The sequence below is a fragment of the Enterococcus sp. AZ196 genome (genome assembly GCF_050498845.1).
Classification (GTDB): domain Bacteria; phylum Bacillota; class Bacilli; order Lactobacillales; family Enterococcaceae; genus Enterococcus_A; species Enterococcus_A murrayae.
Genome location: NZ_JBIPAM010000002.1, coordinates 403,033 through 426,595, shown reverse-complemented (window position 1 = coordinate 426,595; position 23,563 = coordinate 403,033). Strand labels below are relative to the sequence as shown.

Annotated in this window: 23 protein-coding genes; all 23 read right to left on the bottom strand. The window is 41.1% G+C overall.

The genetic code is table 11. The features are described from left to right. Window positions 1-5: 5 nt before the first annotated feature. Window positions 6-758, bottom strand: a complete 753-nt coding sequence (locus IGI67_RS19790) for an ABC transporter ATP-binding protein (protein WP_429958975.1) — start codon at window positions 756-758, stop codon at window positions 6-8. Between the two features lie 45 nt (window positions 759-803). Next, the gene (locus tag IGI67_RS19785) at window positions 804-1,163 is read right to left on the bottom strand and encodes a YxeA family protein (protein WP_207109689.1); all 360 of its coding nucleotides are present in this window, start codon (window positions 1,161-1,163) and stop codon (window positions 804-806) included. A 154-nt stretch (window positions 1,164-1,317) separates the two neighbouring features. Continuing rightward, a complete protein-coding gene (abc-f, locus tag IGI67_RS19780) occupies window positions 1,318-2,898 on the bottom strand; it encodes a ribosomal protection-like ABC-F family protein (RefSeq protein ID WP_429958974.1) in 1,581 nt (526 codons plus the stop codon). 442 nt (window positions 2,899-3,340) lie between these two features. Next, on the bottom strand, window positions 3,341-3,886 hold the full coding sequence (locus tag IGI67_RS19775; protein ID WP_207109691.1) for a CD3073 family putative ECF transporter S component: 546 nt from the start codon (window positions 3,884-3,886) through the stop codon (window positions 3,341-3,343). Next, the gene (locus tag IGI67_RS19770; RefSeq protein WP_429959812.1) at window positions 3,883-4,380 is read right to left on the bottom strand and encodes a CD3072 family TudS-related putative desulfidase; all 498 of its coding nucleotides are present in this window, start codon (window positions 4,378-4,380) and stop codon (window positions 3,883-3,885) included. Before IGI67_RS19770 ends, IGI67_RS19775 begins: the two co-directional genes overlap by 4 nt. Before the next feature lie 18 nt (window positions 4,381-4,398). After that, window positions 4,399-5,775, bottom strand: a complete 1,377-nt coding sequence (selA, locus tag IGI67_RS19765) for an L-seryl-tRNA(Sec) selenium transferase (protein WP_429958973.1) — start codon at window positions 5,773-5,775, stop codon at window positions 4,399-4,401. Between the two features lie 15 nt (window positions 5,776-5,790). After that, a complete protein-coding gene (locus tag IGI67_RS19760; protein ID WP_429958972.1) occupies window positions 5,791-6,915 on the bottom strand; it encodes an aminotransferase class V-fold PLP-dependent enzyme in 1,125 nt (374 codons plus the stop codon). After that, window positions 6,916-8,805, bottom strand: a complete 1,890-nt coding sequence (selB, locus tag IGI67_RS19755) for a selenocysteine-specific translation elongation factor (RefSeq protein ID WP_429958971.1) — start codon at window positions 8,803-8,805, stop codon at window positions 6,916-6,918. It lies immediately after the preceding gene. Window positions 8,806-8,809: 4 nt separating this feature from the next. After that, a complete protein-coding gene (locus IGI67_RS19750; protein ID WP_207109696.1) occupies window positions 8,810-9,076 on the bottom strand; it encodes a DUF3343 domain-containing protein in 267 nt (88 codons plus the stop codon). A 117-nt stretch (window positions 9,077-9,193) separates the two neighbouring features. Then, window positions 9,194-9,784 carry a sulfurtransferase-like selenium metabolism protein YedF gene (yedF, locus tag IGI67_RS19745; RefSeq protein WP_207109697.1) on the bottom strand — a complete coding sequence of 197 codons (591 nt, stop codon included), beginning with the start codon at window positions 9,782-9,784 and terminating at the stop codon, window positions 9,194-9,196. Window positions 9,785-9,798: 14 nt separating this feature from the next. Further along, entirely contained in the window at window positions 9,799-10,821 is a 1,023-nt protein-coding gene (selD, locus tag IGI67_RS19740; RefSeq protein ID WP_207109698.1) for a selenide, water dikinase SelD, read from the bottom strand. Between the two features lie 358 nt (window positions 10,822-11,179). Next, complete coding sequence (locus tag IGI67_RS19735) at window positions 11,180-12,061, bottom strand: sulfite exporter TauE/SafE family protein (protein WP_207109699.1); 882 nt, start codon at window positions 12,059-12,061, stop codon at window positions 11,180-11,182. An 18-nt stretch (window positions 12,062-12,079) separates the two neighbouring features. After that, the gene (locus IGI67_RS19730; protein WP_207109700.1) at window positions 12,080-13,096 is read right to left on the bottom strand and encodes a proline racemase family protein; all 1,017 of its coding nucleotides are present in this window, start codon (window positions 13,094-13,096) and stop codon (window positions 12,080-12,082) included. 70 nt (window positions 13,097-13,166) lie between these two features. Next, window positions 13,167-13,646, bottom strand: coding sequence for a glycine/sarcosine/betaine reductase component B subunit (locus tag IGI67_RS19725; RefSeq protein WP_207109701.1), 480 nt, complete (start codon window positions 13,644-13,646; stop codon window positions 13,167-13,169). Between the two features lie 26 nt (window positions 13,647-13,672). Beyond that, complete coding sequence (gene prdD / locus IGI67_RS19720; protein WP_429959811.1) at window positions 13,673-14,410, bottom strand: proline reductase cluster protein PrdD; 738 nt, start codon at window positions 14,408-14,410, stop codon at window positions 13,673-13,675. A gap of 16 nt (window positions 14,411-14,426) precedes the next feature. Further along, on the bottom strand, window positions 14,427-15,152 hold the full coding sequence (gene prdB, locus IGI67_RS19715) for a D-proline reductase (dithiol) protein PrdB (RefSeq protein ID WP_277988950.1): 726 nt from the start codon (window positions 15,150-15,152) through the stop codon (window positions 14,427-14,429). A 3-nt stretch (window positions 15,153-15,155) separates the two neighbouring features. Further along, window positions 15,156-15,461: a CBO2463/CBO2479 domain-containing protein gene (locus tag IGI67_RS19710; RefSeq protein WP_207109703.1), complete on the bottom strand. Its 306-nt coding sequence runs from the start codon at window positions 15,459-15,461 to the stop codon at window positions 15,156-15,158. A 9-nt stretch (window positions 15,462-15,470) separates the two neighbouring features. Beyond that, window positions 15,471-17,357 (bottom strand): D-proline reductase (dithiol) proprotein PrdA, encoded by a 1,887-nt coding sequence (prdA, locus tag IGI67_RS19705; RefSeq protein ID WP_429958970.1) that lies wholly within the window; start codon window positions 17,355-17,357, stop codon window positions 15,471-15,473. A gap of 25 nt (window positions 17,358-17,382) precedes the next feature. Beyond that, a complete protein-coding gene (gene prdC / locus IGI67_RS19700) occupies window positions 17,383-18,672 on the bottom strand; it encodes a proline reductase-associated electron transfer protein PrdC (protein ID WP_429958969.1) in 1,290 nt (429 codons plus the stop codon). A gap of 539 nt (window positions 18,673-19,211) precedes the next feature. Further along, window positions 19,212-20,567, bottom strand: coding sequence for an MFS transporter (locus tag IGI67_RS19695; RefSeq protein ID WP_207109706.1), 1,356 nt, complete (start codon window positions 20,565-20,567; stop codon window positions 19,212-19,214). Window positions 20,568-20,592: 25 nt separating this feature from the next. Continuing rightward, complete coding sequence (pepI, locus tag IGI67_RS19690; protein ID WP_429958968.1) at window positions 20,593-21,474, bottom strand: proline iminopeptidase; 882 nt, start codon at window positions 21,472-21,474, stop codon at window positions 20,593-20,595. A 15-nt stretch (window positions 21,475-21,489) separates the two neighbouring features. Further along, window positions 21,490-22,566 carry a M24 family metallopeptidase gene (locus IGI67_RS19685; protein ID WP_429958967.1) on the bottom strand — a complete coding sequence of 359 codons (1,077 nt, stop codon included), beginning with the start codon at window positions 22,564-22,566 and terminating at the stop codon, window positions 21,490-21,492. A 507-nt stretch (window positions 22,567-23,073) separates the two neighbouring features. Continuing rightward, the gene (locus IGI67_RS19680; protein WP_207109709.1) at window positions 23,074-23,541 is read right to left on the bottom strand and encodes a threonine/serine exporter family protein; all 468 of its coding nucleotides are present in this window, start codon (window positions 23,539-23,541) and stop codon (window positions 23,074-23,076) included. Between the last annotated feature and the right edge of the window lie 22 nt (window positions 23,542-23,563).

Genomic DNA, 23,563 nt, shown 5'->3' with positions numbered 1-23,563 from the left:
TCCTCCTACTGTTCCAAATTGCCGAGAATACTTAAAATCTGACGATAAAAAGCTTCCCGCGTTTGATTTTCACGTTTGACCTCTTGGTAGATCACACCGTCTTTGATAAATAGAATACGTCGGCAATAACTGGCAGAAAATGGATCATGAGTCACAAGAAGAATTGACACTTGGTCCTTTTGATTCAGCTCTTCCATCGTGTCCAATAAATCTCGGGCACTGTTTGAATCCAACGCACCCGTTGGTTCATCCCCTAGCAAAATCGTTGGCTGCGTAATTAGCGCCCGTGCAGCAGCAACCCGTTGTTTTTGTCCGCCAGAGATCTGCGCAGGGTAGCTGTTCAAAATACCGTCGATAGACAGTCGTTTGGCAACCTCATTCACCCGGCGATGAATCACTTTGCTGCTCACTCCTTGCAGGGACAAAGGCACCGCAATGTTTTCTGCAGCAGTCAAATTTTCCAAAAGGTTAAAATCTTGAAAGATAAAACCAATTTCACGACTACGGAAATCAGCTAATTGATTGCCAGATAATTTTGTGACATCGGCTTGATTGATTCTAATTTTTCCATCCGTCGGTTTATCTAAAGTCGCTAATAAATTTAGTAATGTCGATTTACCTGAGCCAGATGCACCCATAATCCCAACGAATTCACCTTTTTCTACTTCAAAAGAAATCCCTTTTAAGGCTTGTGTTTTTTTCTGATTGCCTTTACCATAGGTTTTTTTTACTTCATTTACTGATACAATTTTTTCCATATTTTCACTCCTGTCTCGGTTTCAAGAACCGGCTATTAAAGAAAACTAAACGCCTAATTTTTCTGCCGCCTTTTTCGGCAATTGCTTTTGTTGAACCTCTTCATAAGAGGTAACGCCTTTTTTCTTGTTCCAGGTGACTTTAAGAAAGGCCTCACGACGCAATGGACGATCTTTTGCGGCATTGAATTCTAATTGCTTTTTTGTACCATCCTTATCGTAGCCAGGCAACGAGTATTTATAATCGACATAAGGGTTGCCACTACTGTCCTTCCCATCAATACGTTCACCATCTGTAGTGACTTGAACATAATAATCGTCCCCGCCTTTTACAACTTTATCTGCTATCTGTAAGCCAACCAAGGCGATGACGATTAAACTAATAAAACCAATTAAAAATTTTTTCATGACTCAGTGCTCCTTTATTATTTTCTAAGGTCACTATACAAACTTTCTAAAAAATCAACCATTGAAACAACTTGATTTCATCTAACATTTTTGTCATCTAAAAAAACTAGCATCACTATTATTTAGTGACACTAGCCAGTTTCAAAATAGAAATTCAGTTGTATTGCGGTCCCTTTATAATCGCTTCATCTTTAATCAGCAGCTGACCGGTAGTAACCTTTCGTAAAAAGTATCGGTCATGAGAAACTACCAATAATGTTTCCTCAAAGTCCGCTAAAATCGCTTCCAGTTCTTCTTTTCCATCAATATCTAAATGATTGGTTGGCTCATCTAGAATCAAAAAATTGATTTTCTGCTGGAATAGTCTCAGCAGATACAGCCGCATCTGCTCACCGCCGGAAAGATCTTGGATTCGTTTTGAGATATCCTCAGCGAAAAAACCAAATTGCGCCAATATGCGCCGTGCCTTTTGCTCTTCTGCTAGAAAACCTCGAACATAATCTAAAATGCGCAGCGTCCGGTCCGCAAAATCCAATTTTTGCGGGAGATAGCCAATTTTGACGCTCGCACCGTGCTTGATCATTCCTTCATCCAACAATTCTTCTCCTAGCAAGCAGCGAATCAAGGTTGTTTTTCCGCTGCCATTAGCACCCATAAGAGCCAGTCTCTCTTGCCGATAAATAGTAAAATCAGATTCAGTGAATAAAATACGCTCGCCAGCTATCTTCCCAATCCCCTCTGCAATTAGGACCTCTTTTCCTGAACGATTCGCCTGCGCAACCTGCTGTAGACGTTTTTTTCCAGACTTTGGCGGCTCTAACAGCGCTTGTTTCAGCTTTTGTATTCGACGCTCAATCTCCTTGGCTTTGCGGAAAAAATCCTCATTATCTGCTTCTCTGCCCCATTGACGATAACGAGCGCTCATTCGCTGCAGCCGCTGGATCTCCTTTTGCTGCAGATCGTAATTTTTTTGCAGCAGGACGAGCCTTTCTTGCTTAAGCTGGGAAAATTTACTGTAATTACCAGGGTAATTGACAGCCTGTTCACCTTCGATCTCAACGATCCGATCAACCACATGGTCGAGAAATTCTCGATCGTGTGAGATCACTAGATAAGCCTGTTTACTATGTCTCAGGTAGCTTTCTAGCCAATCGATCCCCGCGATATCCAGATGATTGGTCGGTTCATCCAATAATAATACCTCTGCCGGCTCTGTAAGGACTCGCGCCAATTCTACGCGAACCCGCTGACCGCCGCTCAAGGCAGAAAGCGGAACCTCTAGTTTATCCGCAACACCCAAACCTTTTAATGTGCCAGAAATCCGATCCTCCAGCGTATACCCGCCAGCTTCTTCATAGCTTTCCTGTAAACGGCCATATTTAGTTAATAACTCTGCGATGTCTGCCTCTGGATCAGTCATCGCTTTTTCGATTTGATGCAGCTTTTGACCCAATTTTGCGATTTCTTCAAAGCTGTCGAGTAAATACTCTTTGACCTTTTTATCGCTAGTAGATAATTTTTGCGGAACATAGCCAATCGTCAATCCTTTTTGGCGTGAGACTGTTCCTTCACTGATCCCTTCTTCCCCCGTCAATATCTGTAATAGCGTACTCTTGCCGCAGCCATTCATACCTACTAATCCTATTTTGTCACCGGAATGAATCGCAAGCGTTAATCCTTTAAAAATTGGTTTCGTACTGAAATTCTTAGTAATATTGTTTGCTTGAATCAGCATCGTCTTCGTCTCCTTGATCCAGACCATAGCAGAAACATAAACAAGGTCATGTATGGACAAATCCAAACATGACCTTGTTATTATTTAAATTCCAAAAAAATCGGGATTCTGCCACATGGTCATGTATTCTCTTTAAATTTTAGTGTTTTTGGGCAAACTGTCCCCTTGATCACTGATTTAAAGGTAAGCGTATGACAAAAGCTGATGTGGAATCGTAAGCTGTCTTGATTCATCGTTATTTTTGACATACAAACCATGTGTAAATCCCTCCTCTCAAATAATAGTACCTAAAGGATAGCATAATCATTCAGAATAGCAATACTTCTTTCTTCAAACCTAATCACAAACAAAAAAATAAGCTAGCCTCAACTTTTTTTCGTTGACAGCTAGCTCACTTTAAAATTTCCAGACTAAGCACCTTAGTCGTAGAATCTAATCACGCTCATTTTACGGCGAAACGCTTCATTTGCGGCAGCTTGATAAACCAAGCAACTAACAAACACGATACGATTTTATCGACCACATTGCCCATTACAGCACCCCAATACGTCGCACTGATCATTTCCTTGCCCGAAGCTCTAAGCGCCAGAATCACAATATCTGTTCCCGATCCAGTAAACCCGCCAAATAGCGCTAAGCGAATCGGTGCACCGATCATTGGACAAATAAAGGCTAATAATACCCCAGCAATCAACGCTTGCTTATAGCCAAACTCTTTTTTCGCTAATAATGCTACAACGATAGCTACGGCTACATTTACCAAGGCAAACGGAATCGATAACGGTCCGCTAAAAAATCCCATCAATAAGTTCGTTGTCACACCTGTTAAAATTCCATACCCCATACCAAAATTTGCCGCAATATAAATTGTTCCCATCGTATCTAAGAACAACAACGGAATTTTCATCATCGATACCGCTTCACCTAACACCACATTTAAAACTACGGCAATGGCGCACATCGCGATCACTTTTGCTTTACTATTCATTTCTTTACCCCTCTTTCTAAAAATCCTTGCAACTGTTCTTCAAAATCACCTTGATCGTCCTCACTGTACCAAGTCGGCACTTCTAAAAAGCTGGTACCGATCTGAGCCTTCTCACACTCTGAAAAGAACTCCTCCATCAACACACCCCGTTGTCCGCTAATCGAACAATTCGGGCTTTCATTGATCCCGATAACGCCAAGATATTGATAGCCCTCTGCCTGATAAGCTTGTATCTGCTGGATCATCGGCTGCAGCAGCTCTTGACATTTTTGCCGATAGTTCGGCAAATCTCGGTATTCTTCATACGTCATTGGTGGCCGATCACCGCCCAACACGATAAATTCAGGACACGGCAGCTGAATCAATGCAATCCCTTGCCTCAATAATTCGATCGCAAACGGAAAAGCACCTCGAGCCCGTTCCCAACCATGGATCACGGCATTTTGATTTAAAACACAATGAGACACGGCAACTAACTGCTTCTGTGGTTGAATAGTCCTACCTCCTTCAATTTATTTAAAAATAGCTTGCAGGCTTTCTTGAATCAGCGGAAATTCATCTAATGCGATCGTCCGCAAATCTAAGAAATTGCAATCATTTTTTATCCGTGTAATGATTGGTGTCGCTGCTAAACGTAGCTTCTCTTGCAAGTCATCCGCAGTAAAACGTTCACTGCTTAGAACAACCGCATAAGTTGGCAACAAATGCTCCGGATACGATCCGCCGCCAATTTTGCTGCTGTCTTTTTCAATCTTCACGCTTAGCTCAGTAATTGCTTGCAGCATTGCCGCAAGTTCAGCGGCTTTCCCTAAGCAGTCTTCTTCACTCAAGCCAATCATTTGTAGCGTTGGCACAGATTTCAGCGCCTCTTTTTCATCAAGATACAAGGCCAAGGTGGCCTCCAACGCGCTCAAGGTCATCTTGTCGATCCGCAGTGCTCGTAACAACTGGTTTTTCTTCATTTTTTCAATATATTCTTTTTTACCGACAATGATTCCCGCCTGAGGACCGCCTAATAACTTATCACCGCTAAAGGTCACAATGTCGCAGCCTTGATCTAAAACCTCTTTTACGGTTGGTTCATAAGGTAACCCGAAAGGCCGCATATCTAACAGCAACCCGCTGCCTAAGTCATTGATCAACGGCAAATTATTCTTGTGGGCTAATTCTGCTAAATCATGTAATGCCGGGCTTTCTGTAAAACCAACGATTCGATAATTGCTGGTATGGACTTTCAAGACCGCGCCAGTCTCTTCAGTCAACGCTTTTTCATAATCGGTTAAATGTGTTTTATTGGTTGTCCCAACCTCTACGATTGTTCCGCCGCTTGATGTAATCACATCAGGAATCCGAAAGGCCCCGCCGATCTCAACTAATTCACCGCGAGATACCAAAACTTCTTTTTCCTGCGTCAGTGTACTCAAAACTAACAAGACCGCAGCCGCGTTGTTATTAACAACCAAGACATCTTCCGCTCCTGTGAGCTTCTTCACGATAGAAACCAAATGACTATAACGAGAGCCGCGTTTGCCGCTTTCCAAATCAAATTCTAGATTTGAGTAATGAAAGCTGGTCGCCAATAATTGTTCTTGTGTTTTCGCACTTAATGAAGAGCGCCCCAAATTCGTATGGATCACAGTTCCGGTTCCATTGATCACTCGACGCAATGAAAACTGCTTCTCTTCCAATTGCTTGTGGATCATTTCCACGGTTTCTTTTTGATCAATTACCGTTTTTCTGCTGCCATCGACCACGGCTTCTCGAAGACTTGCTACAACCTGTTGGGCTGCTTCTTTCGCTTTTCCATGAGGGTAAATTGGATCAATCTGTTTCAATAAAACATCCACGGAAGGCAAACTTGCTAAAATATTCTGAATCTCTTTTGACATAAGCCACCTGCTTTCTTAGCGTGACGCCAGATTTTTTAATGCTTCCAAAGCTGTATCGACTTCAGCCTTAGTGGTAAAAGTTGAAAATGATAAACGAACCGTCCCACGATCCGCTGTTCCCAAGGCATCATGCATCAGTGGGGCACAATGATAGCCTGGACGTGTAGCAATCTGATATTCTTCCCACAGCAGATCACTAACAATAGCCGACTCAGCGTCTTTAATATTGACTGAAAAAACGTCCACACGCGGACTGTTGAAATCCCCATAAATTGTTAATCCTTCAATTTTTTGCAGCTCTTGATAAAAATAGTCTCCTAATTTTTCTGAAGAGTCTTTTTTCATCAGCCACTGAACACTAGCGGTTAAACCCGCGATACCAGGAATATTTATCGTTCCTGCTTCTAATAGTGTCGGCAACTCTTTCGGCTGCACCTTGGAAAAGGACTGCATCCCATCTCCGCCAGTGATTACGGGTTCTATAGGCAAATCCTTTAATAAACAAACGCCGCCAGTACCTTGCGGACCATAGAGCGACTTGTGCCCAGTAAAGCATAATGCCGCAATTTTCCCGTCACTAAGATCGATAGGAATGAGTCCAGCAGTTTGCGAAGCATCAATTATCAGGTAAAGTCCATGTTCTTCACAAAAATCCTTGACCCATTTCAAGTCCAAAAGATTCCCTGTCACATTGCTCGCATGATTACAGACGACAGCCTTTGTTTCCGGGCAGAGCTTTTCAGCAAACTCCTCATAGTTCAGACGCCCTGTCACCGCTTCACTTGACACTACATCAAAGCTGGCCCCCTGAGCTTCCAACTGATACAGCGGCCGTAAAACGGAGTTGTGTTCCCACGATGTCGTAATCACATGGTCACCCGCGCGAATTAACCCCTTCAAGACTTCATTTAAAGAAACTGTAGCATTGTTAGTAAACGCAACTTCATAACGCTGATCAGCATTAAAGAGCTCCTTGATTTGATTACGTGCCTTTTCTGCCACACGGAACCCTGCCAATGAATAGCCGTGAGCACCACGAGAAGGATTGCCGTACTCGCCAGTTAGAATCTGTGTCATCGCCTCTGCCACGACAACAGGCTTTTGAGCAGTCGTCGCGGCATTATCCAGGTAAATATTCATTTATTTTCCCTTCTCCCCTAATATACGATAGTTGTCCACTCGCTTAGTGATTTCTTGTTTATCCATATATTCCAAGATCAGCATTGACGACTTACGACTGGAATTCGTCAAATCCCGAAAATCACCCAACGTCATTTGCTTATGCTCAGCAATATAGCGTTGAATTTCTTTGACTGCTTGATCAAATATTTTTCCTAGTAATACATATTCATGCGTCAAGAAAACCACAGTTTCCCCATTCAACGCTTCTAAGACTTCCTCCGCATTTTTATCCAAATCAAATAGTTCGTCTTTTTTAACGGGGGTATAGCCATTTTTGGCTAAGGCTGTCTCAATTTTTTCTTTTGCTGCTTGCTGATATTTGTTAAATGTAACTTCAAAATCAGCTAACGCAATTTTATCATTTGCTTCTTTGACTAGGTTTTCTTTCATCAATGTAATCAAAACAGAAATTTCTTTTTCCGCTAACAGACCTCGCATCCGCGAACGAAATTCCTCCAGCGGCATCCCAAAACGCAGACGATATTGCTTGTGATATGCTGATAAAAGTTCTGCTGAGCGATCTGCTAATTTTTGGTAGCTGGCTTGAGCCAAGTATCCGACTTTGGTTTCAATTACTCGACCTTCTGAGACCATTTCAGTTAAAATTGGCTGCAGCTCCTCTACTCCAACACCCAAGTATTCCTGCAGATCCTTTTCTTTAGTGAACGGCTGTTTCTTATTGACCATGAAATCCGCGATCAACTCGTCTAGGCTGCCCTCTTCTTTGGCCTTCAGACTTTCTAGAATCTCTACCTTGAAACGACGATGCTTATGTGGTGCCGCATCTAGAATTTCACCACCAGCGATGGTATACATCGGAGAATAAGAACGTAAGATAAACCGATCCCGCTCTTTAACCGCAACCTGTTCTTCTAAACGCAACTGCAAGAAGCCCTCTTCACCCGGTCCGATCCAATCAACGCCTAATGGGACTGTCCGTGCCATTACCTCTCGAGTACCGATTAACAGACGAACCCGATCCCATAAGCCGATTCCACCCTCTACTTCAGGCAGACAGGTAATTTTTACATCCAGCATCCAAGTATCTTCCAGCTTTTCTGAAACAGAGAGTACGTCCCCTCTTTTGATTTCATCGGTTGCAATATTTGCCAGATTCAATGCCGTTCGTTGTCCAGAATGCGCGTTTTTTACATCCGTTTCATGAACCTGGATATTTCGCACACGTGTCTTTTTCTGACTCGGATATAGATATAAATCTTCTCCAGTATTGATGGAACCATCCAGTAGCGTTCCAGTTACAACTGTTCCAAATCCCTTTACACTAAAAACACGATCCACATTTAGACGAGCCGAACCACTGCCTGAGCGCTCCTGCACCTCTTCTGAATGCTCTTGAATTTTTGCCAACAACTCGTTGATCCCAGTTCCGGTCACGGCGTCTGTTTCAATCAGATCCGCTTCCGCCAACGGTGTATCTGCCAATTGTTCACGAATATCTTCAACAACCAGCTCCTTCAAATCAGGATCGACAGTATCCACCTTCGTCAATACGATCAAGAAGTCTCGAATTCCCAATAATGTCAAAATATCGATGTGCTCTTTCGTTTGCGGCATGATCCCTTCCGCTGCATCGATCACAAGCAATACTAAATTGATGCCTGGTAAACCAGCCACCATATTTTTGATAAATTTTTCGTGTCCTGGCACATCCACGATCCCTACACGTTTTTTATTTGGCAAATCCAAATAAGCAAAACCTAAATTGATCGACATCCCGCGTTTCTTTTCTTCGCTCGTCGTATCTGTTTCGATTCCGGTCAGCGCTTTGATCAAAGTCGTTTTTCCGTGGTCAATATGCCCTGCTGTTCCAATCACAATATTTGCCATCTGCCTATCCTTTCTGAACCAACCTGTATTCTGTCTTCAACCCTTCTTGGGTAGCATGATAAAAACCCTCTGAGGCGATCTTTGCATCTGTAAGCAATGAAGATAACACATCTTCCTCGACCAACGGATATTTCAAAGAAAAGCCGCAACTAGCATGAATCTTTTCCGGTGTTGGAATGATTCGAACGGCAAGTTGGGCTTCCTTCGCGAGTTCCTCAGCTTTCATGGCCTCCCGGGTTGAATAAAATAAAGCAACACCGTATGTCTGCATAAAAACTGCTCCTTTTCATAATAGAGGATTCATTTTTCTTTGGAAAAGTTCATCCTAGTTTCAAGCCGTATACCATTTAGCTAATCACACTATCGCGTGATTAAAAGCTGACAGCCTTTAAGGTTTAACGATTTTTGGTGCTTGTCGCATCATTTCTACGATACGATACATATTCGTTACTTCACCGATGGAAGCAGTCAACTCATAAAAGTTTAAGCACGCACCGCAAGCATAGATTTCCACACCTTTTTCAATCAAACTCTGCAAATCTTCAAGTGAATCGGAGCCTTCCACAACGGAATGGACACCGCCATTATAGAAAATCACTTTTTCTGGCAACACATCTTGTTCCGTTAATGAATAAATGAAGCCCTTCAGTAAATTTTTCCCTAATTCATCTGAACCGCGCCCCATTACGTTAGTATCAACCACGACGATATAATCATCGACAGTTGCGATCATTTCCGCTGCTTGTGGTTCTTCCTCAGTCAGATCAGCATTTGCCTTTGAGATAACTACTGTGTAATGACTCGGAGCATCTTGATTCATTTGATAAATGTAACCAAGCTGTTCCGCCATTTTCTTTAAGTTTTGTGTCGCAATCTCATTATCTACCAACGTTTGTACAACTTCGTGTTCACGCAGTGCTTTTTTCGTTTCTATCACTGGTAATGGACACGCTTTACCCAGAGCATCAATTTTAAACATGGTTATCCACCTCTCTAATAAATAATCAATTCTTTGTCTTGCTTTTCAACGACCACACCAAAATCTTGTGCAGGGATATCCGCTGCTTGTAATTCCTGCAGTAACACCGTTGCTTCCTCAGCTGGCACGCTCACTAGCAGACCACCTGATGTCTGTGGATCAAATAGCAGCTCTTCGATTCCAAAATCAGCAATCTTAAAATCGATTTTTTCTTCCATATAATTACGATTCCGTTGGCCGCCCGCAGTTAAGATAAATTCCTTCGCTCCTTGATAGGCCTCTTCAAAATACGGCAAATCTTTTGAGCGAATTTCTGCACTAAAGCGCTCATTCATCATTTCATGCAGATGTCCTGCCAAACCAAAACCAGTTACGTCAGTACAGCTATTGATTGAATATTTTCGAATGATATCCATCGCGTATTTATTCAATGTTTCCATGCTCGTGGTTGCTTTCACAAACGCTTCTTCACTAATTTCTTCTGCGCTGTAGCCAACGGTGATGATACTTACACCTAATGGCTTCGTTAAAATCAAATGATCCCCCAGCTGGCAGGTATTATTTTGATAAATTTTATTTGGATCGATGGTGCCTGTCACTGACAAACCATATTTTACCGATTGATCATGAATCGAGTGTCCACCAGCTAAAATAGCGCCCGCCTCTTGCACCTTCTCTGCGCCGCCACGTAAAATCTCTTTTAAAATAGATAAATCCTTTTCTTCCGGAAACGCGACAATATTTAATGCAGATAGTACCTCGCCACCCATGGCATAAACATCACTCAAAGCATTAGCTGCCGCAATCTTACCAAAAAGATAAGGATCAGTGACCATTGTCGGGAAAAAATCTAACGTCTGGATAATCGCTAAATCATCACGTAGTTTAATAACAGCAGCATCGTCAGTTGAATCAAATCCCACCAATAAATTCTCATTGGTTGCTTTAGGTAAATCTGCCAGCAGCTCTCCTAAGTTTCCTGGACCAATTTTTGCATTGCATCCACCGCAGACGATCAATTGTTGAACTGTCTCCATGCTTTCCACCATCCTTCACGGTTTCTATTATAACAGTTTACTTTTTGTTTCTCTATGTAAATTTTTGTCACGCTCATCCGTAAATCGAAAGCCTTTCAGTGCCCAAGATAAAACGATTCCAGTGACATTTTTTCTTTCCTATCATAAAGCATTACATATGTTTTTTATACCCTCTTAAAAAAACTTAATTTTTTTGTACATAAATGAAATATTTTTCTATCCTACATGATCTATTCCAAATTATCGGTCACTAATTTAAAATATTTTGAAGAGGTCTTTTTCTGCAAAAATCTCGACAATTAAATGGACATAAAAAAACTACCTGCTCGTTTTGAGCAAGTAGTTTTCATTTTATATCTTATGCATTGGTTGCAGCTGGTTTCATACTCTTGCGAATATAAGTAATACCAGTGTAGATGATTACTAAAATGATGATATAAGTCAGAATTTCTAAATCTAAGCCGGTTACGAATTTCGCAGCGATAATTACCCCGATAATTCCACCAACAGTGATCGCCAAACTAACTTTACGTGCATAATCTCCTGTTTTAACAAAGTTCAAACTTGCAATCGGCATCAAGCCTGCACATGAACCCATCATAACTGGGAAAGCAACTAGCGGGCTCAAACCTAACATATAAACCATTGCCATACATGGAGCATACAAACCAACACCAATCGTCATCAACGCTCCCAAGAAGAAGTTGATCACAACACCAATAACTAATTTGATGCCTGTCAATGCCGTTGCTGTATTATCCGCGCCCAAGATATCAATCCAACCTTGCTGACGTGCAAACATTAAAACAGCCGTAACAATCAAAGCCCAGCCCATCCAAAGTTGGACTTTTTTCTCTGGCAAACCAGTTACAAATCTTGAGCCGATAAATGCGCCAATTGTAGCAGAACCAACTAGTGCAAATAGAGTTACTGGAGAAACATCCACTACCTGAGTAAAGATAAACGCTTCAACCAATACGGGAATACCGTGACCAACATTCAACGTTCCCGGCAATAACCGATCCGAACTCAACTGTTTTGTAAAGTCCAAAAGTAACGTTGTCGGTGCGAAACTTCCGATTCCTAACGTATCTAAGAAGTCCGTAACAAATCCGATGATACCTGAAACAAACCAATTTCCTTGTCCTAAGTCGTCTTTGTTTTTGACTAAGTCGCGTCCCATATTTCCCGTGTGTAGTAAAATCAGTGCAACATAAATTCCTAATAATATTGTTACCATATTACCCCTCCTTCATTTTTATCCCAGAAGGAAACCATCCTTCAAGGAGTCCTTTGGATCAACTAAGAATGAGTTGTATCCAGTGACATAAGCCGAACCAGTTACACGAGGAATAATTGCTTTATATCCTCCAACTTCAGCCTCTTCAACAATTTCACCTTTAAACTTCGTGCATAAAATACTTTCATACACAAATGTATCGCCAACCTTCATCTCACCTTTACCGTATAAAGTCGCAAGTTTAGCACTTGTACCTGTACCGCAAGGAGAACGGTCAACTTGTCCATCGCCAAATACAACAACGTTTTGATACGTTGCATCTGGGCTTGTTGCTGGACCATAAAACTCAACAAGATCGACAGTTTTGATGTGATCCAATGTTGGATGTTGAATCTCGATTTGTTCATTCACAGCATCGCGAATGATCATACCAAGTTCATTAAATTTTGAAGCATTTTCGGGTTTGATTTCCAAACCAATTGATGCTGCAGGCAAGATAGCAAAGAAACTACCGCCAAAGGAAATATCCATAGTCAATTCACCAATTTCAGGAACATTGACCGTCACATTTTCTTTATAAAGGAATGATTCCACGTTTTCAAATGACACTGACTCTGCTGAGTAGTCTTCATCTAAATGTACAGTTCCGTGTACAATTCCTGCTGGTGTATCTTGAACAACTTTTACTTCGCGGTCGCCTTCTTTAACTTCTACCCAACCTTGTTCTACTGCTGCCGTCATTGCTGCGATCGTATTATGTCCACACATGTTCAAGTAGCCGCCTGAATCCATAAAAATGATACCAAAATCAGCTTCTTTATGAACTGGTTCAGTAATAAAGGCACCAAACATATCGCGGTGTCCACGTGGTTCCAGCATCAGCATTCTGCGCAAGTCATCTGCTTCCGTTTCTAAATAAGCTCTTTTGTCAGCCATTGTTTCTCCAGGGAATTTTGGAATTCCACCAACGATTAAACGTGCAGCCTCACCTGCTGTATGAGTGTCGATTGCTGAGATCATTTTTGATACTTTCATGATTATCCTCCTTGTTTCCTACTTAATTAAAAATAGTACTCTGGTGATTCATATTCATAAAAAATTTACTCTAACGTACTTGTTGATTATCTTTTCGCATTTTTAATTTGATTGACGCAAGCGCTTTTACTGCATCCCGTTCATTGATCGTATTTTCACCAACTACTTCGGTTTCGATACCAGCCTCTGATTTATTAAAGTCCAATACATGCTTTGTAAAGTCATTTTCAACAACAAACTTAGCTTGTGTACCAATGAACTTGAGTCCAATCACGCTAATATCCCGGCGACCAATTTCTTCCAAGGTATTCGCAAAATCTACGTCAGAATTCCCCCAGCCATCTGTTGCAGCGATCACACCATTTGTGCGCATCCCTTCCAACCATGCAGCTGTACGTTGCCCAACTAGATACTTCATTGCATTGCTTTGCGGTGTTCCCACTACAACGACTCCTTGAAAGTCGATATCAGGGTCCTTACCTAGAAGTTCGACAAGCGGATCTTGAAAATGATGCAGTGATGTTTCTTTTGTTGATGGGCCAATCCCCATAACGCCACCACCTATCCGTTATTCAGTTAAACCATAGAACGAATCGCTCCATCGCGATACTCATTTGCTGATAAGAAGACCGGCATATTGTTCATATCGATGATAGAATGGCCCCCTTGAAAACCACTTGGTTCATTTGGATAAAGGAGCATATCATACATCGCTCCTTGACCAGCCACTTGTTTAACTAAAGCGACTTTGGGTTTTCCTGAGTTGATATTCTCTTCATAAACATGTGATTCACAAGCATCCTTGCCTTCCAGCATCTTCATTTTTTCACGAATTTCTTGGATAAATTCATCCACAATCGCAAACATTTTAAGACAGAGCTCACGATTAAAAGGAGTCCCCTTTTTCGCTAGAAGATCCACTAAAATAATGTAGTCTTCCGCGTTAGGCGTCCCTGCTCGATTCAATACTAAATGATCACGCAAAACACCTTCTGAAGAGCCAAATTCATGCATTTGTTCTCCTTCTTCAATGGCTCCAGTCATAACGACTGAAACACCGGTAAGTGTATGCGTGATCCCTGAACCCAACACACCCAACACCTTCGTAGAAATCGGAATAATATCCATGATGGTGTTGGTTTCAACATTATGCTGATGTGGTGGGAGTAATCGAATCGTCAGCTTCTGAATAGCGGCGTCCTTGCAGTCAAAGTCTTGCTTAATTTGCAAACGTGTTGGTTCAATACGAAAGTCGTTACCTTCAGTGACTTCCTTCATATGAAAAACTTTGATCTTTAAAGTTTCGCCTCTCATCATTCACACCTACTTTTTAGACGTGGGCAATGTATTCATAAGGTAATGGAACAATTTTCCCTGGCGTTTCGATTGATACTAGTGCTTCTAAGGTATCCTTCATGATACCTGTTTGCATTTCAATGTTATGTGGTTCACCTGCATTTGCACCCATTGGCACACGCGGCGCAACGGCACGTGGAGTCCCGTTTTGGCGTACAACTGGTGGTAATGCGGCGATTAAAATAGTAGGAATTCCCGCTTCCTCAATAGCTCTCTGCACGATCACGGCAGTTCTATGACAGGTTCCTCAGCCAGCGGTTAAGACGACAGCGTCGACTTCTTCTTCTACTAATTTTTGAGCGATTTCTGGTCCAGTTACATCGTGGAATGCATCTTGGTCTCCACCGCCGCCCATGAATGCGTAATGAACAGGTGCAGATTCTTTGATGAAGCCTTCTGCAGCTAATTCATGTAAACGATCCAATGGGAACATCGCATTGATGTCACGGTTCGCATCAGCGTTATCATAACCACCGTGAGAAACCATCAATTCCTCTACTTTTGAAGTATCTGGTACTTCGCGGTATGTTGTGTCACCCGCTAAATTGAAACGTTTATCTGTTTTTAAGTGTACGCCGGCTGCTGTTGCTAATGCCACACGCATTTCTTTAAGCTCTTTTTTCACAGGGGTAAAGACAGATTTTGGCGTAATCGGCACAAAAATTTCTGACTGTAACCCTTCAAAGACTGTTAAGCCCATGTGTTAATTCTCCTCTCCTGCTTCTTCACGTTTTTTTCTGGCCTCGGCCCGACGACGTTCATGCTCATAAATAGCCGTTTTATAATGTTCATCAGGCTCTTCTGCCAAAACTTCTGGATAGGTCATTAAAAACCCAACTTCTTGACCGATTTCTAAATTATACTCAGAAATGATCATTCGACGAGGTATTTTAAGCTGACCCAATCGACCTTTCAAGTCAATCGTCACGCTGGCATCGTGAAGTTCTACGATGATCCCTTCAAACATCTGTTCCGTCGAAATGTATTTGAGTTTGTTCATTCCATCCATTATTTCACCTTATTCTACTTCGTAAATTTCTTGGCGTTTTTTACTCTTAGGCAAGATTTGTTCATTATCTACTAAATCAATCTTTTGGCCAGTAGTTTTTTCAATGATTTCAATGTTGTTTGCTTTCACATTTGGATTCCATTTACGTTCAGCAGCTTTGATCGTACCGCCGCCCATCAGTGTTTTCAACATTGCTAAATCACGAATCGCATCTTCTTTACACAGTGTGTTATTAGATAAGATCTCATTTTCGATTCCTTGCATAGATTTGTTGTTATCTACCATAGCAATCATTTCTGGGTTCCCAACAACTAACGCACCCTGTACTGCTGAATAAGAGTCGCCGACAACTTTAATGCCGCGTTTGCCGATTTCTTCAATATGTGAAGCAAAATCGATGTGGTTGTTACCAAATCCTTCAGTCGTAACGATTGCGCCTTCAACATCCATCGCTTCAATCGTCATACCTAAACGTTTAGAAACATAGTATTTTTCAGTGTTCGCCTGCGGAGAACCAACAAACATAACACCGACTAAATCGATTTCTTCGTCTTCCATTGCTTCACGCACTAGAGGTTCTCTCCAGTAGTGACGAGAAGTTTCTTTTGATGCTGGTCCAATACATGTCAATGCATGGATCCCGCCGTCTAACACTTCAGTTGGAGCCAAAATAACTGGTAAGTTTCCTAAGTCAACGTTCGGTTTTGCTCCCAACGTTCCAACTGGTTCGATTGGCATGATCAGGTTATCGTGCATCGCACCTTGTCCCATGATCTCTTTAACAATAATGACACGTTTGTTACCAATCCGACGTTTTTGTACGATTTCATCCTGCTCTACAACTAAAGATTCGTCCGCTTTCTTCACTGCTTCACGAATTTCTTGAGTTATATAATCAGATGCTTTATGAGCGGCTAATGGTCCTGGACGTTCCATATTCGCGCCTTCTTTGATTGTTACTTGTGTTTTGATGAAAATTTCGCCTTTATCTGGTGCACCAGGACGTCCCCACATGATGTTACGGTCTAATTCACCTTCAGATGAACCGAATTCTCCGATTTGTACACCATTTGCATCTGTTCCTGTAAGAACCATTACAACGCCATCTAACACACGAGTAACACCATGGCCGATATCCGCACCATCAACTTTAGCTGCGATTGGTTGTACGTCCATGATCGTTTCACTATATTCGTTATATTTATCTGGTGTAATGATTTCAAAAGTAACACTTTCAACTAGCTCTTCTAGCTCAGCTGCTTCCGCACACATATCTTCCATTTTGCGTAGAACCAAAGTTGTACCTTCGATTTTTGTTTCGTCGCCAAAAATTACTTTTTCGATCTTCATATGATCACGACGAACTGAACGAACGACTTTTTCTTCTACTTTTGCTTCAGGAGCCACAGCCTCAACCGCTGGTGCCGGAGCCTGTGCTGCTTCAACTGGTGCTACTGGTGCTGCCGGAGCAACGCCCATTTGACCTGCGATAGACATTGGTACTTCTAAATCAATACCCCGTCCTTCAGCAATGTGGATCTTAATAGTTTGTCCACCGACTGGTGCAACTGGTGCTACCGGAGCAATAGGAGCAACTGGAGTTGGAGCAGCTTCTTCTGTAGGAGCTTCCTCTTCTGTGCCTTCAGAAACACCATCTAATAATTCTTTTGTTAATGGAACCAACGCATCCGTTGTTTCTTTCAATGTCGTACCAAGTACTTGTTCGATCGTTAGAGTATTTTCAGGCAGTTCTAATAAACCTGAATCCTCTAAGTCTGGGAAGATCGCTGGATCTTCTAAATCATCTGGTGCAATTACTTTGCCTGCTTCTGCACGGCAACATAATACTGCAGGGTCTTTGGCATGTTCTTGAGCAGTTTCTGCTGTAATAGACATTCGTTAAATCCTCCTAAAATTTTGTTTAGTTTGTAGGTAATTTACGATATAGTCTGTGTCCATCTGCCCGCAGTACATGATCTGTGTGATGATAAACCGGAACTCCTAACCTAGGAGCTACACCCATTACGGTGTTCGTTCAATCGGAACAAGATCCAGTCATCACTACTTCTGCTCCTTGTTTCTTCAAGGACATAACAGTTGCAGCTTGGCCTGGACAAATACCTGGCAGGGCACATCTATATCTTCCATTTACTTCTACCATTCGCTTGCAACGTTCTGCAGCGACAACTTCTGCGCCCATGTTGTTAGCAATCTCGGTCATACGTTCGGCAGATCCGCCGCATTCGCAAATCAAAAGACCGACTTTCCGACTTTCTTGAGGGAACGGCATTGCGACTAACACACCACCACTTGTTTTAGTGATTGGGGTCATCTCATCGCCGCTTCTTCCAGTCATAGGTCCGCCAATGACGATTTCGCCATGCGGTTCAACGTATCCGCCAACATTGTTAATCAATGTCTTCACTGGAGTACCGATCGGCACATCAACAAATACTGTTTCTTTTTGCTTTACGCGACCAGAAACGGTCACATCTTTGTCAATGAACGGTTTGCGATCCTCAATTGCTTCCGCGATACGTTTGATCGTTTCCACATTATCAATCACTGCACCAACCTCAGTTGGTAATTGACCTGGTTCTAAAACAATGTCCATTACTTCACGAACGATCATTCGTTCATCCCCAGCCGGATAGATATCTGGCAATTGGTAGACATCAATCGTTGGTTCAGTGTCCACTGCTTTTAATAAACGAGTTACTAACACCCGATGCTTACCTTTTACAGCAATCACACCTTTTGGAGCGTTAGTCATCTCCATGCAATACTTCATCCCACGGATTAATTGATCAATGTGTTCACTCATTTGCTTCACGTTATGAGTAAGCAACGCTTCACACTCTGCTCCGTTTGCGATAAACGTCCCTTCAGGAATATCACATGCTAATTTTAAGAATGTTGGGAAACCTGCTCCCCCAGCACCGACAATTCCTGCAGCTTCGACTGCTTTCGCATTTGTTTCTGTTTCTGGGATAGGAAGGTACTTAGAAAAATCTTGTTCATCATCGATAGTCAAAACAATATTATCTCCATCAACATCTACTACTTTACCAGAGAAACTTGCGTGGATATTTGCACCTAAACCATTTGGTTCAGCAATCAATTGTCCTCGTTGAACTTGATCACCAGCCTTAACGATTCCTTTACAAGGAGCGCCGACATGTTGTTTTAATGGTATAAGAATTTGTGTCAAATTATTTCACCTCCCAACTTTTTCGTTTGTTCGAACTTGAGCAAATCAGCCACCCGTAGTTCATGTAAATAATAGCACAAACCACCTTCATGTAAAAGGTGGTTTCTCAATAAAACTGATATTTTCTGACAAATAACTTTATAAATTGTAGATTTTTTTGGATTCTCTAATTAAATTTTCATCAAACTTATCTTCTGTACAAAAAACGTTTACAAACACTAATTTTACGATATTTGTAGAAATTGTATACTGTCGACAATCCGCCTTTCTTTTACAAAACCATATTAGTTGAATTCGTTATTTCTCAATCTAAAACGGTAATTATTACCGTTATTTAATAATTGAGAACCCGCAACTAACAATAGATCCTATATACTATTTTTATTAATTCAAAAGATGATATCATCTTAAATTTATATGTTTGATCATTCACATTAAAATTGAGATATATTTTCCCCCTTGCCCTATCCGTCTCCTTCTCACTGTCTTTTATACAAAAAAAGCCCTCACCTTAATAAGGTAAGAGCTTCTTGATAATGCTATTCAGCTGTTTCCAATTTATCTAATGACTTGCTGCCAAACCATAAGATCAAACCTAAGACAATTACGATCGCAGCTAACACGCCGTAACCCATCTGGAAATCACCCGGTACATCTGTTTCTAACAATGCATAGATTACTGGATAAATCATTTGTGAGAAGAATACTGCGATTGTCCAGAAACCTAATAATAGACCCATTAATTTTGCTGGTGCCAATTTAGAGATAAATGAATTTCCTAAAGGTGAAAAGATCATTTCGCCCACAGACATTAAGATGCTGACCATTACCAACCAGATAATTGACGCACTTCCTTTTCCGACGATATCTCCAAATACCATAACTACATAAGAAACGCCGACTAAGATCATTCCTAAGGCTGTTTTCTTAAACATACTCATATCACCTTGAGGGCGTTTAGCTAGTTTCGTCCATAAACGACCTAAAACAGGACCTAAAATGATACATGTCAAGGCATTCATTGAGTCAAAATAAGCAGTAGGAATATGGAAGTTCCCGATCACCCAGTTAGCACGGTTCAAGAATCCAGCACCATCACCCCAGCCAAAGTAGAAGTAAGCTGGCATATAGGCTAAATACCAAACAGTCCAGAAAACAACAGAGAACATTGTAACTAAGAAAATAGCCACAAGTCGTTTTTTATCGCCGGAAGTCAATGCAGTATCAGCACCGTCTTCTTTTTTACCTGCTGATTCATATTGACGTTGGTCGATTTTAAACGGTTTTTTACCCGCTTCACCTAATGAACGGCTGTTAAAGATAAACCAACAAGCATCAATTAATAGTAAAACACCACAAATCATAAAGACAAAGTTAAAGCCAAATCCTGGAATCAACAGAGTTAAGAATGTTGTTCCCATGAATGAACCAATATTAACAAATGAGTACTGAATCGAGAACGCTTCATTCAATTCTTTTTCGTCGCTAAACAGTAAGGCATTTACACCGGACAGATTTCCTTTAAACAAACCTGTACCAAGCGCAACTAAGATAATCATGATCCATACCATGCCCATTGAGCTGGCTTGCCATGCCAACATATAGCCGACACCCATCATAATCATTCCGACAGCCACACAGAGCCTTGGGCTTATCCAATAATCGGCGATAATCCCACCAATCGTCGGTGTGATATACGTTGCAGCAACGAACCATGCTGAGATTTGTACGCCTTGAGCACTAGTCATTCCCAATCCGCCAGATGCAGCAGTCGTAGCGATCCAAATCGCTAACATATATTTAGCCGTGTAAAAGGCCATACGTTCAAAAGTAAACCCCATGGCACATACATAAAATCCAAAAGGCTTTTTATTTTTTACTGGTGTTGTTTCCACTATCATTCCTTCTTTCTTTAAAAAACTAATCGTTAGCTGCTAGCCATTCTTCCAATAATTTCATATATTTTTCACGTTCCTCAACAAATGGCATATGTCTGCTATAAGCAAACAGTTCCCATTTAGCTCCCGGAATCGCGTCATACATAGTTTTTGCTACTAAAGGTGTACACAAATCATTTGTGCCGCTAGTAACAAGTGTTGGGATAGTAATGTCTGACAGTTTATCCGTATAATCATATCCGTGCAGAGTTCCCTCTGGCGAATATTCATTTGGTCCCCACGCGTTGACATAGCTTTCTGTTCCAGCTACTTTTTCACGTCGCAATGGTTCAGGATCATTTTCGGTAAATACTGGCGCTGCATGGCGCACCATGAAGCGATCATTGGCTGCAAGATACGCAGGATCATCATATACACCAGTTTCTTCAGCTTTTGCAATTGCTGCTTGATCTTCTTCAGACATGAATTTGATCATACGATGCTGTTCTTGTGCCCATAGCTTAGCAGAAGGTAAAGTACTTGAAAGTACCATACTCTTGATGCCTTTTGGTGCATAGTCACAAACATAAATGATTTCTAGCATCCCGCCCCATGATTGTCCTAATAAATGAACTTCATCCAAGCCTAAATGCTCCCGTAAAGCAATCAATTCATTGACCCATGTCTCAGCTGTCCAAAGCTCTGGCTGAGAAGGTACCGCGGATTTTCCGCAACCTAATTGATCATACATGATGATCTGGCGGCCATCGACCGCCATTTCATCAAGTACTTCAAAATAGTTATGGGTTGATCCGGGGCCGCCGTGCATGACAATCAATGGTTTCTTATTACCAGCTTGTTCACCAACAATCCGGTAATAAGTCTGGTGTCCAAGATATGGCATATATCCTTCTTCGATTTTCATACGTTGCGCGGCCTCCTAACCGATTACTTCTAGATCTTTCGGATAATGATTCAAGTTTTCGCAACCATCTTCTGTTACGATCACCAAATCTTCAATACGCACACCGACTTCGCCTGGAATATAGATTCCTGGTTCGATAGAAAAGATATTGCCCACTTCAGCAACATTATCATTTGCTCCTGAAACATCACCTGTTTCATGACAATCGATCCCGATGAAGTGGCCTAGACGATGAGTAAAGTATTCACCGTAACCTTTTTCTGTAATATAATCACGAGCCGCAGCATCAATATCAGATAATTTCACACCCGGTTTCACTAAATCAATCGCACGTTGATTTGCTTCTTTTACGATTTCATAAACTTCGCGACCTTTATCAGATACTTCTTTGTAGAAGAATGTCCTAGTCATATCTGAAGCATAAGAATTCTTAATGCCTCCAATGTCTAAGATGACAGAATCTCCTGGTTTCACCTTTGAATCATCTGTTTCGTGATGAGGATCCGCCGCATTTGCACCATAACCAACTATTGGGTCAAATGAAAAGCCCGTATTACCTAATTCTTTGTAAATTTCGCCTAGCTTATCTGCCATTTCAGCTTCTGTCAATTCTTCAGGTAACAACTTCTTCAAACGATCAATAGCAATCTCGTTATCAGCTTGCGCATCACGCATCAATTGTTTTTCTTCTTCATCTTTGATCGCACGAACCGCGTCGGTCACTTCTGAACCATTACCTAATTTGGCATCTGGAACAAGTTCTAATAAGTGTAATAAGAAATGCGCAGGCCAGTTCTTATCGACACCAATTTTTTTGTCAGTATCAACATACTCAAGAACTTTCTTCACAGCGTCGTCGGTATCATCAATAAATACTTTTTCCACGCCCAAGTCTTCTTCAATTGGGAATAATTTGTTAACGATCAATGTGTTTTTGTTATCTGGAGTAATCACTAATACTAACAACCGTTCACCAGGATGAATCCAGCGACCAGTTAAATAGAAAATAGTTGTTGGATCTGAAACTAACAGTTGGCCATAACCTTGTTCTTTCATTTTTTCAATTACTCTTTCAACGCGACGTTCTTTCAAAATGTTTCACTCCTTCTAAATATTATTTTTTGCCTGTCGGCATTATTAAAAACAGCTCTGTCTTCACGTAGCTGCTAATAATCCTTTTTTACGAAAACGAACTGCTATGGAACAGTTTGGTTTAGTACCAAGAACTTGTTCAACTATTCACCTGTTGCTAGTTTTAAAATAACCATAAATCCATTTGAATTTCAAGTCTTTATAAGAATAAAATCCAAATTTATCATTCGTATCCGCTTCCATTAGTTTACTATATCTTTTGGCGTATTTAAACAATTCTTTAAACTTTTTTTCAAATCTGTGCTAATTTGGAAATAAATTAAAAAAACTCTCTCAATATTTGGTTTGACTTTGATAACTTCAATCATTTATCTTTCTCTCATGAATTTGTTTTTTTATTAAAATAATGGGTTTTTCAATAACATTTTCATCGTTTAATACTGCATGCTTTTATACTCAGTAGAAATAAAAAAACAGCCTGTTATACAACAAGACTGTATTGTTTCCTTATTCATGAGAGTGAATTTTTATTCTTTGCATTTTATGATAGGAATAAAAAAATTTCGGAGATAACTCATACCCTACTGTGATTCCTACTGCAATCGCAATGGCAATTTTCAAAACTTGAACACCTATTTGTGCCGCTTTGATAGAATCGCCTATAAAAAAATTATAAGTAAAATTGTAAATTCCCATTCCCGGGACTAAGCAGAAAATACCACAAATTAAAAAAATTGTTACTGGTGCCTTTAATGCAAATGATGCTTCTCGTGAAAGGTAGATCAAAACCAATGAAGCAATAAACGTTGCAGCAACTGGTGCCACCCAAAAATGCATGATCATTAAATAAATAAACCAGCCACAAGCTCCAATCACTCCACAGTGAACATAGTAACGTCGAGGAACCTCAAAAAGTATCGCAAATGAGATCGTTCCCAAGAAACCTGCCAAAATTTGAAATAAGGTAGTCATCATGACTTATTCGCCCCTTTCGATT

Coding starts and splice junctions, on each gene's coding strand:
- pepI (WP_429958968.1), bottom strand. CDS start 21,474: ATGAAAATCGAAGAAGGATATATGCCATATCTTGGACACCAGACTTAT.
- abc-f (WP_429958974.1), bottom strand. CDS start 2,898: ATGCTGATTCAAGCAAACAATATTACTAAGAATTTCAGTACGAAACCA.
- IGI67_RS19735 (WP_207109699.1), bottom strand. CDS start 12,061: ATGGTAACAATATTATTAGGAATTTATGTTGCACTGATTTTACTACAC.
- IGI67_RS19760 (WP_429958972.1), bottom strand. CDS start 6,915: ATGAATATTTACCTGGATAATGCCGCGACGACTGCTCAAAAGCCTGTT.
- IGI67_RS19775 (WP_207109691.1), bottom strand. CDS start 3,886: ATGAATAGTAAAGCAAAAGTGATCGCGATGTGCGCCATTGCCGTAGTT.
- IGI67_RS19730 (WP_207109700.1), bottom strand. CDS start 13,096: ATGAAAGTATCAAAAATGATCTCAGCAATCGACACTCATACAGCAGGT.
- selA (WP_429958973.1), bottom strand. CDS start 5,775: ATGTCAAAAGAGATTCAGAATATTTTAGCAAGTTTGCCTTCCGTGGAT.
- IGI67_RS19785 (WP_207109689.1), bottom strand. CDS start 1,163: ATGAAAAAATTTTTAATTGGTTTTATTAGTTTAATCGTCATCGCCTTG.
- prdD (WP_429959811.1), bottom strand. CDS start 14,410: ATGAGAGGCGAAACTTTAAAGATCAAAGTTTTTCATATGAAGGAAGTC.
- prdA (WP_429958970.1), bottom strand. CDS start 17,357: ATGTCTATTACAGCAGAAACTGCTCAAGAACATGCCAAAGACCCTGCA.
- IGI67_RS19710 (WP_207109703.1), bottom strand. CDS start 15,461: ATGGATGGAATGAACAAACTCAAATACATTTCGACGGAACAGATGTTT.
- IGI67_RS19750 (WP_207109696.1), bottom strand. CDS start 9,076: ATGCAGACATACGGTGTTGCTTTATTTTATTCAACCCGGGAGGCCATG.
- yedF (WP_207109697.1), bottom strand. CDS start 9,784: ATGTTTAAAATTGATGCTCTGGGTAAAGCGTGTCCATTACCAGTGATA.
- IGI67_RS19790 (WP_429958975.1), bottom strand. CDS start 758: ATGGAAAAAATTGTATCAGTAAATGAAGTAAAAAAAACCTATGGTAAA.
- selD (WP_207109698.1), bottom strand. CDS start 10,821: ATGGAGACAGTTCAACAATTGATCGTCTGCGGTGGATGCAATGCAAAA.
- IGI67_RS19725 (WP_207109701.1), bottom strand. CDS start 13,646: ATGGGGATTGGCCCATCAACAAAAGAAACATCACTGCATCATTTTCAA.
- IGI67_RS19680 (WP_207109709.1), bottom strand. CDS start 23,541: ATGATGACTACCTTATTTCAAATTTTGGCAGGTTTCTTGGGAACGATC.
- selB (WP_429958971.1), bottom strand. CDS start 8,805: ATGGCAAATATTGTGATTGGAACAGCAGGGCATATTGACCACGGAAAA.